Raw genomic sequence first — 9,406 nt, 5'->3', positions numbered from 1 at the left:
GACATCCGCGTGGAAGTCTGCTCCAAGTGTCACCCCTTCTTCACCGGCAAGCAGAAGATGGTGGATACTGGCGGACGTGTCAGCCGCTTCAACAAGAAGTTCGGCCTGGACAAGTAAGCTGGATTTGGTCAAAGAGCCCGTACCGGTACCGGTACGGGCTTTTTTGTATTCTGCGCGGATATCCGTAGATAGCGGATATGTTCCTGCATAGAATAAAAGCGCATGATAAATAACAGGAGGGAACCACATGTTTAAGAAGATTGACCCGAAGACCCTGAACAAGAACGTGTTCTCCATGGTGAACGACCAGTGGATGCTCGTCACCGCCGGTACGCCGGAGCGCTGCAATACCATGACCGCCAGCTGGGGCGGACTGGGGGTTCTCTGGAACAAGTGCGTGGCCACCTGTTACATCCGGCCCCAGCGGTACACCAAGGAGTTTGTGGACCGGGAGGAGTACTTCACCCTGGCCTTCTTTGGGGAAGAGTACCGCAAGGCCCTGTCCCTGTGCGGCAGCAAGAGCGGCCGTGAGGTGGACAAGGTGGCTGAGTGCGGCTTCACCGTGGCCGCCGGTGCAGGTAACGCCCCCTACTTTGAGCAGGCCGAGCTGGTGCTGGTGTGCCGGAAGCTGTTCCGCCAGGCCATGGACGAGAACTGCTTCCTGGACAAGAGCCTGATTGAGAAAAACTACCCAAACGGCGATTTTCACACCACCTATGTGGGCGAGATTGTGGAGTGCCTGGTGCGGGAATAAGAGAAAAACGCCGGACTGACATTCCGGCGGCGGAGGTTCTATGACGGAACATACCATAGAGGAAAAACGGAACCGGGCGGTGCTGGTGGGACTCAACGCCTCCTGCCTGAGCCGGACGGAGAACGCCGATGAGAAGTCCATGGAAGAGCTGGCCGCCCTGCTGGAGACAGCGGGGGGCCAGTGCGTGGGCGAAGTGCTCCAGAATAAGGACGCCCCCGACCCCCGTACCTTCATCGGCGAGGGCAAGGTGCGGGAGGTCAAGGAGCTGGTACAGAGCATGGAGGCGGACATGGTGGTCTTTGACAACGCCCTGTCCCCCTCCCAGCAGCGGGCTCTGACCGATGACCTGGGCGTTTCGGTGCTGGACCGGTCCGCCCTGATCCTGGACATCTTTGCCCAGCGGGCCCGGACCAAGGAGGGCCGCCTCCAGGTGGAGCTGGCTCAGTACAAGTACCTGCTGCCCCGTCTGCTGGGCATGTGGACCCACCTGGAGCGGCAGGAGGGCGCCATCGGCACCCGCGGCCCCGGCGAGACCCAGCTGGAGACTGACCGGCGGCACATCCGCAAGAAGATTGCCAAGCTGGAGGAGGACCTGGAGCAGGTGCGCCGGGTGCGGGCCACCCAGCGGGAGCGGCGGATCAAGAACGAGGTGCCGGTGGTGGCTATTGTGGGATACACCAACGCGGGCAAGTCAACCCTGCTCAACAAACTGACCGGCGCGGCTATCCCCGCCAACAACCGCCTGTTCGATACCCTGGACACCACTACCCGCACCCTGGAGATCTCGGATACCTGTAAGGTGCTAATCTCGGACACGGTGGGATTTATCTCCAAGCTGCCCCACCATCTGGTGGAGGCATTCAAGGCCACACTGGAGGAGCTGAGCTACGCCGACCTGCTGCTCCATGTCATTGACGCCTCCAACCCGGATTGGCGGGAGCAGGTGGAGGTGGTGGAGAAGCTGATTGTGGAGCTGGGCGCCGCCCAGACGCCCCGCATCGACGTGTTCAACAAGTCCGACCTGTATGTGGGGGATATTGTGCCCCACGGGGAGGACATCGTGTCCATCTCCGCCAGAACCGGCGCGGGGCTGGACCAGCTGCTGAAGAAGATTGGCGACCGGCTGGATACCGGAGCCCACCGGGTGGTGCTGCGCATCCCCTACGACCAGGGGGGCGTGCTGGACATGCTCCACCGGGAGGCCAAGGTGGAGCGGGTGGACTACGGCGAGGCCATCGAGGTGGAGGCGGTGTGCACCCCCATCCAGCTGGGCCGGCTGAAGGACTTCATCGTCTCCGGCTGGACGCCGCCCAAGGAGTTCTGGGAGGACTGAGCGCATGGAAGGGGGAAAGGGCACGCTGTACCTGCGGGGCGTTGAGAAGCGTCCAGTGGAGGTGGGAGCGGAGGACTATGCCTTCCGTATCCCGGCCATTGCCCGGCTGAAGCGGCTGGAGTTCCACTGCCCCGTTACCTTTTTCGTGGGGGAGAACGGCAGCGGCAAGTCTACTTTGCTGGAGGCCGTCGCCGTGGCCTGGGGCTTCAACCCGGAGGGGGGATCCCGCAACTTCCGCTTTGCCAGCCGGGACACCCATTCCGGCCTGTACAAGGCCCTGCGTCTGGTGCGCAGCCCGGAGATCCCGGGGGACGGGTATTTTCTCCGGGCGGAGAGCCTGTACAACATGGCCAGCTATGTGGACGAGATGGAGGACGACCCTCTGACGCCAAGCTACCTCCAGTACGTGGGCGGGAAATCCCTCCACGGCCAGTCCCATGGGGAGAGCCTGCTGGCCCTGGCCAAAAACCGCTTCTGGGGCAGGGGACTCTACCTGCTGGACGAGCCGGAGTCGGCCCTGTCCCCCATGCGGCAGCTCTCCTTCCTGTCGTTGATGCACGACCTGGTGTCCCGGGGCGGCCAGCTGATCATCGCCACCCATTCCCCCATCCTGATGGCCTACCCCCAGGCGGAGATCCTGCGGTTTGACGGCCCGGACGGAGTGGAACGGGTGGACTACCGGGACACGGAGCACTACCGGATTACCAGAGAATTTCTCAGCGCGCCGGAGCGGATGCTCTCAGTCCTTCTGGCGCCGGAAGAGGAGGGGCCATGATCCAGATAGAGACAGAGCGGCTGCTCCTGCGGCCCTGGGAGGACGGCGACGCGCCGGTGCTCTACCGGTGGGCGTCCGACCCGGAGGTGGGTCCCCGGGCGGGATGGCCGCCCCATACCAGCCAGGCCAACAGCCTGGAGATCATTCACGGTGCCCTGAGTCTGCCCGAGACCTACGCCATGGTCCTGAAGGAGACGGGGGAGCCGGTGGGCAGCATCGGGCTTTTCACCCCGGACGTGCCCTGCCCGGACCTGCCGGTGCCCAAGGGCATGGGACAGATGGAGCTGGGGTACTGGGTGGCACGGCCCTACTGGGGCCGCGGGCTGGCCCCCGAGGCGTCCGCCGCCCTGCTGGACCGGGGGTTCGGAGAACTGAACTGCGCCGTGATCCAGTGCTGTCATTTTGATTTCAACCAGCAGTCCAAGCGGGTCATTGAGAAACTGGGCTTCACCCACTTTGCGACGGAGGACGCCGCCGACGGGGCGGGGAATCCCTGCACCCATCTCCGCTACGCCCTGAGCAGGGAGCGCTGGGAAAAGAGACACCTGGAAGGATGGCGATAGAGGAGGAGCCATGAGACAGCTTGAAACGAAGCGGCTGATCCTGCGGCCTTTTGAGGAGAAGGATGCGGAGGCGCTCTTTTCCTATGCCCGGGACCCCAGGGTGGGCCCTGCCGCGGGCTGGAAGCCCCATGAGAGTGTGGAGGAGAGCCGTGAGATCATCCGCACAGTATTTTCTGAACCGGAGACCTATGCTGTGGTTCACCGGCAGGATGGCCGGGTCATCGGCTCAGCCGGGTTCACCGGCCGGCACCGGAAGGAGGCCGGCGGCCCGGACAATGAGATCGGTTACTCCCTGGACCCGTCCTACTGGGGACGGGGGCTCATCCCCGAGGCGGTGGAGGAGCTGCTGCGCTATGGGTTTGAGGAGCTGGGACTCCATACCATCTGGTGCGACCACTATGACGGAAACAACAAGTCCAAACGGGTCATCCGGAAGTGCGGCTTTACTTTCCGCTTCCTGCGGATGCAGCAGTTGGAGGCCTTTGACTACGAGTCCCGCCTGGTGCTGTGCTATTCCATAACCCGCAGGGACTGGGAGAAGCGAAAAAGTGAGGGACGGCCATGACGGAATACTATATCCCCACGGCGCCCGCCCAGGCGGAACTGGTGGAGAAGCGCTCCCGGTTTATCGGCCAGGTAAAGCCGGTGGAGACCGAGGAAGAGGCTCGGGCCTTTGTGGAACAGGTGAAGAAGAAGCACTATGACGCCCGGCACAACTGCTGGTGCTACCGCCTGCAGGACGGGGGCGTGGAGCGGTACTCCGACGACGGAGAGCCTCAGGGCACGGCGGGGCAGCCCATGCTCAACGTGTTCCAGCGGGAGGAGATTACCAACGTGGTGTGCGTGGTGACCCGGTACTTCGGCGGCGTGCTGCTGGGGGCCGGCGGTTTGGTGCGGGCCTACACCCAGAGCGCCAAAGACGCCCTGGACGCGGCCGGTGTCTCGGTGGTGCGCCGCTGGGTGGAGGCGGCGGTGCCCTGCCCCTACTCCTTCCTTGACCGGGTGAAGCTGGAGGTGGAGGCCCACGGCGGCGTGCTGGGAGAGATCGAGTACGCCGCCGACGTAACCGTTCATGCGCTGCTGCCCGAAGAGCAGGCGGAGGCTTTTTCCGCCCGGATGACTGAGCTCACCGCCGGCGGTACGGCGGTACAGATCCTGGGCGAGGCATTCAAGGCGGTGCCAGTATCCCGATAACAGGAGATGATGGAGCTTGCCCTGCCGGATTCCGGCCGGGCAGGCCCCAATTTCTGCCCGGCCAAAAGAGCCTGGAGAGGAAAAAATTTTTTTGTTTTTTTGAAGGGTTTTTGAAGGGAACGGCGTATACAGTATACAGGTGAATTTCCCAGACGAAAGTAAGGGGGCGGCGGCTATGACGGTAAGAGAACAGACTGAGGCCATGGAGCGCCAATTTCTCTCGCCCCGCGCCTGTCTGGCGGCAGAATCCAGGGGACGGGCCAGACCCATTGAGGAGTGTCCCATCCGCACCTGCTTCCAGCGGGACATGGACCGGATTGTGCACTCCAAGGCATTCCGGCGGCTGATGCACAAGACACAGGTGTTTCTTCAGCCCGAGGGGGACCACTACCGAACCCGAATGACCCACACCATCGAGGTCTCCCGCATTGCCAGAACCATTGCCCGGGGCCTGCGGCTCAACGAAGATCTGACCGAGGCGGCCGCCTTCGGCCACGATCTGGGCCACACGCCCTTTGGACATGCCGGGGAGCGGGCTCTCAACGAGCTGATGCCCGGCGGCTTCCAGCACAACATCCAGTCCCTTCGGGTGGTGGATGTGCTGGAGAAGGACGGCGAGGGCCTCAACCTGACCTGGGAGGTGCGGCGGGCCATTCTGTGCCACACCGGCCCCGACCGGGCTGAGACTCTGGAGGGGCGGATCATCCGCCTGGCTGACAAAATCGCCTACATCAACCACGACATTGACGACGCCATGCGGGGACAGATCATTTTCCCTACGGACATCCCCATTGCCATCTCCCAGGTACTGGGCTTCACCCACTCTGAGCGCATCAATACCCTGACCACCGATGTGATTGCCGCCAGCGCAGGGAAGGACGATATCGTCCAGTCCCCCGCCTGCCGGGAGGCTATGGCGGAGCTGCGGGCCTTCATGTTTGAATCGGTGTACACCAACCCCAGGGCCAAAGGGGAGGAGACCAAGGCCCAGGACATGCTCAGGCGGCTGTTTGAGTACTATGTCCGGGAGCCGGACGCGCTGCCGGCTGAGTATCAGGACATTCGAATAAAGGAGGGCGTGGAGCGGGCTGTCTGCGATTATGTCTCCGGTATGACCGACAAGTACGCGGTGGAGAAGTTCGGGGAACTGTTTATCCCGGCGGCCTGGAGCGTGAAATAGGGCAGATTTCGTATGACAGCATAAAACTCTGGCAATCATAGGGGAAAGGAGGGCTACTGTGCCGATTCCGGAACAATTTATAGACGAGCTGGTGGCAAGGAGCGAGATCTCCGACGTGGTGTCCTCCTATGTGACCCTGACCAAAAAGGGGAGCAACCTGTGGGGGCTGTGTCCCTTTCACAATGAGAAGACCCCTTCCTTTTCCGTCAGTCAGGACAAGCAGATTTACCACTGCTTTGGCTGCGGCAAGGGCGGCGGAGTCATCTCCTTTATCATGGAGATCGAAAACCTGTCCTTTCCCGACGCGGTGCGGTTTCTGGCCAAACGGGCGGGGATGGAGGTGCCTGACACGGGCAGCGACGACGCCGGGCGGAAAAAGCGGGCCCGGGCCCTGGAGGCCAATAAGGATGCCGCACGGTTCTACCATGACTATCTGAAGGGACCGGGGGGCCAGCGGGTGCGGGAGTATATCGCCCAGCGGCAGATTTCACCCCGGACAGCCACCCGATTCGGCTTGGGGGCCGCTCCCGACCAGTGGGACGCCCTTACCAAGGCTCTCACCGCCAAGGGGTACAGCAAGATGGAGCTCATCGACGCGGGCCTGGCGGTGGCGGGCAAGAACGGCGGCATTTATGACAAGTTTCGCGCCCGGCTTATGCTCCCCGTCATCGATGTGCGGGGGGACGTGGTTGGGTTCACCAGCCGTATCCTGCCGGGGGAAGAGGGGGCCAAGTACCTTAATACTCCGGAGACCATAGTGTTCAAGAAGGGACGGCTCATCTATGCCTTGAATTTTGCCAAGAATACCAAACGGCCCAATTTAATTCTGGTGGAAGGCAATATCGACGTTATCACCCTCCATCAGGCCGGGTTTGATAATGTAGTGGCGACCATGGGCACCGCCCTTACTGAGGACCACGCCCGCATTCTGGGCCGGTACACCAAGGAGCTGGTGCTCTGCTACGATAACGACCCGGCGGGCAAAAAGTCCACCGACCGGGTGCTGGGCATTCTGAAGAACGCGGATCTGAATGTCCGGGTGCTTCAGCTGCCCAACGCCTACGACAGCGAGGGGAACCCCCTCAAACAGGACCCGGACGACTTTGTCAAGCGCTTCGGCCCTGCCGCCTTTGAGAAGTGCTTGAACGGAAGCGCCGGGCAGAACGACTACCGGCTGGAGTCTCTGCTCCAGAAGTACAGCTTGGCCGACGAGGAGGGACGCATATCCTTCCTGCGGGAGGCGGTGGAGACAGTGGCGTCCCTGCAAAGCCCCATCGAGCGGGAAATCTATGGCAACAAGGCCGCCGCCGCCGGGGGGATTTCGGCTTCCGCTTTTGCCCAGGAGGTGGAGCGGTACCGAAAGAACCGGGCCTGGCAGGCCAAAAAGAAGCAGGCCCGGAAGGACCTGACTCCAGCCGCCCAGCTTCAGCCCAGAGAGCGGGAGCTGCGGTATGAGAATATCCGCTCCGCCCGTGCGGAGGAGGGGGTGCTGCGGCTGATGCTGCTGGAGCCCGGGCTGTTCCAGAGCGCGGGCTCCTTGGAGCCGGAGCAGTTTTCCTCGCCCCTGCTGGGCCGGGTCTACGGGATGCTGCGCAAGCGCTGGCAGGAGGGGAGAAGCACTCAGCTTTCCGCCCTGACCGGAGAATTAACCGCCGATGAGATGAGCCATCTGGTACATGTATTGGACCAGCCTGAATCCCTGGCCCACAGCCAGAAGGCGCTGGCGGATTACATAGAGATCATCGCCACCGAGTACGCTAAGCGGGCCGGAGGGGGCCAGGAGGACCCACTCATGGCCGCCCGGGAAAAATTTCGGGAGAAAAAAGCGTATAACGGACAGAATACCTGAGACACAGAAAGAAAAAGCATATGGAGGATGACCGCACATGAGCGAGAAAAAGAAGACCGACGCCAAGGGAGCTGCGGCGGAAGCCAAGTCCACCCTCACCAGCGTGGAGAAGATAGAGCAGGTCAAAAACGAGATCATGAAGATCGTAGAGGGCGTCCAGGGTTCCGAGAAGCTGACTGAGCTTGTAGAGAGGGCCAAGAAGAAGGGAAGCCTTTCGTCCAGTGAGCTGATGGACGTGCTGGAGAACATGGATCTGGAGTCTGAGCAGATGGACAAGATCTATGATGTGCTGGAGAACCAGGGCATCGAAGCCGTCAGCGAGGACTATCTCCCCGAATTGGACGCCGACATTGTGCCTCCTATGGAAGAACTGGAGGAGATCCCTGAAGAGGAGATTGTGGACCCCAACACCCTGGTAGACTCCTTCGGCATTGACGACCCGGTGCGCATGTACCTGAAAGAGATTGGCAAGGTCAACCTGCTCAGCCCGGACGAGGAGGTGCAGCTGGCCCAGGATATGGGGGCCGGAGACGCGGCCAAGGCCCGCTTGGCTGAGATTGAGGCGGCGGAAAAGAAAGGCGAGCCCATTGTCCTCACCCCCGAGGAGGAGAAAGCCCTGAAAAAGGATGTGAAGCGGGGCGAGGCGGCCAAGCAGCGTCTGGCCGAGGCCAATCTCCGTCTGGTGGTTTCCATTGCGAAGCGGTACGTGGGCCGGGGCATGCTGTTCCTGGACCTGATCCAGGAGGGCAATCTGGGCCTTATCAAGGCTGTGGAGAAGTTTGACTACACCAAGGGCTACAAGTTCTCCACCTATGCTACATGGTGGATTCGCCAGGCCATCACCCGGGCCATCGCCGACCAGGCCCGCACCATCCGTATTCCGGTCCACATGGTGGAGACAATCAACAAGGTCATCCGCGTCTCCCGCCAGCTCCTTCAGGAACTGGGCCACGACCCCAGCCCTGAGGAAATTGCCGAGGAGATGAACATGCCTGTGGACAAGGTACGGGAGATTTTGAAAATCGCCCAGGAGCCTGTCAGCCTGGAGACTCCTATCGGCGAGGAGGAGGACTCCCATCTGGGCGACTTCATCCCCGATGAGGACGCCTCCGAGCCCTCTGAGGCCGCCAGCTTCACCCTGCTCAAGGAACAGCTGGTGGACGTGCTGGGCACTCTGACTCCCAGGGAGGAGAAGGTGCTCAAGCTGCGCTTCGGCATCGAGGACGGCCGCACCCGCACCCTGGAAGAGGTGGGCAAGGAGTTTAACGTAACCCGTGAACGTATCCGCCAGATTGAAGCCAAGGCCCTCAGAAAGCTGCGTCACCCCAGCCGGAGCAAGAAGCTGAAGGACTTCCTGAACTAAAGAGACGCAGACGCTTTCTTCACTGCTGGACGCAGCTTTCCGGGGCCCCCGCGGGAGCCTGGCGGAGCGGGTCCCGTGGGGAGAGCCGGAGCGACGGAGCAAGAGAGCTTTCGGCCCCGTCCGGAAGCGAGGGATGCGCAGTCCGCGACGGCGACACGTCACCCCAGCCGGAGCAAGAAGCTGAAGGACTTCCTGGACTAAAGAGACGCAGACGCTTTCTTCACTGCTGGACGCAGCTTTCCGGGGCCCCCGCGGGAGCCTAGCGGAGCGGGTCCCGTGGGGAGAGCCGGAGCGACGGAGCGAGAGAGCTTTCGGCCTCGTCCGGAAGCGAGGGATGCGCAGTCCGCGACGGCGACGCGTCACCCCAGCCGGAGCAAGAAGCTGAAGGACTTCCT

The 9,406-nt window shown here is 62.2% G+C and carries 10 protein-coding genes; all 10 read left to right on the top strand.

Going from position 1 to position 9,406, the window contains the following annotated elements:
• A partial coding sequence (gene rpmE / locus Q0K06_RS13240; protein WP_294553432.1) for a 50S ribosomal protein L31 occupies positions 1 to 117 on the top strand: 117 nt, incomplete at its 5' end.
• 130 nt (positions 118 to 247) lie between these two features.
• Positions 248 to 754, top strand: a complete 507-nt coding sequence (locus Q0K06_RS13235; RefSeq protein WP_294553426.1) for a flavin reductase — start codon at positions 248 to 250, stop codon at positions 752 to 754.
• A 40-nt stretch (positions 755 to 794) separates the two neighbouring features.
• A complete protein-coding gene (gene hflX, locus Q0K06_RS13230) occupies positions 795 to 2,087 on the top strand; it encodes a GTPase HflX (RefSeq protein WP_294553423.1) in 1,293 nt (430 codons plus the stop codon).
• 4 nt (positions 2,088 to 2,091) lie between these two features.
• Positions 2,092 to 2,862 (top strand): AAA family ATPase, encoded by a 771-nt coding sequence (locus Q0K06_RS13225; protein WP_294553420.1) that lies wholly within the window; start codon positions 2,092 to 2,094, stop codon positions 2,860 to 2,862.
• Positions 2,859 to 3,425, top strand: coding sequence for a GNAT family N-acetyltransferase (locus Q0K06_RS13220; RefSeq protein WP_294553417.1), 567 nt, complete (start codon positions 2,859 to 2,861; stop codon positions 3,423 to 3,425). Before Q0K06_RS13225 ends, Q0K06_RS13220 begins: the two co-directional genes overlap by 4 nt.
• A 10-nt stretch (positions 3,426 to 3,435) precedes the next feature.
• A complete protein-coding gene (locus Q0K06_RS13215) occupies positions 3,436 to 3,990 on the top strand; it encodes a GNAT family N-acetyltransferase (RefSeq protein ID WP_294553415.1) in 555 nt (184 codons plus the stop codon).
• Complete coding sequence (locus Q0K06_RS13210; RefSeq protein ID WP_294553412.1) at positions 3,987 to 4,619, top strand: YigZ family protein; 633 nt, start codon at positions 3,987 to 3,989, stop codon at positions 4,617 to 4,619. The genes Q0K06_RS13215 and Q0K06_RS13210 overlap by 4 nt, the downstream gene beginning before the upstream one ends.
• A 175-nt stretch (positions 4,620 to 4,794) precedes the next feature.
• Positions 4,795 to 5,799 (top strand): deoxyguanosinetriphosphate triphosphohydrolase, encoded by a 1,005-nt coding sequence (locus Q0K06_RS13205; protein WP_294553409.1) that lies wholly within the window; start codon positions 4,795 to 4,797, stop codon positions 5,797 to 5,799.
• A 58-nt stretch (positions 5,800 to 5,857) separates the two neighbouring features.
• Positions 5,858 to 7,648: a DNA primase gene (dnaG, locus tag Q0K06_RS13200; protein WP_294553407.1), complete on the top strand. Its 1,791-nt coding sequence runs from the start codon at positions 5,858 to 5,860 to the stop codon at positions 7,646 to 7,648.
• Between the two features lie 136 nt (positions 7,649 to 7,784).
• On the top strand, positions 7,785 to 9,011 hold the full coding sequence (gene rpoD / locus Q0K06_RS13195) for an RNA polymerase sigma factor RpoD (protein ID WP_294553429.1): 1,227 nt from the start codon (positions 7,785 to 7,787) through the stop codon (positions 9,009 to 9,011).
• Positions 9,012 to 9,406: the final 395 nt, after the last annotated feature.

The sequence above is a fragment of the uncultured Pseudoflavonifractor sp. genome (assembly GCF_944387805.1).
In the GTDB taxonomy this organism is placed as follows: Bacteria; Bacillota; Clostridia; order Oscillospirales; family Oscillospiraceae; genus Pseudoflavonifractor.
The sequence above is the reverse complement of the archived record's forward strand: the minus strand, read 5'-3'. Positions and strand labels throughout refer to the sequence as shown.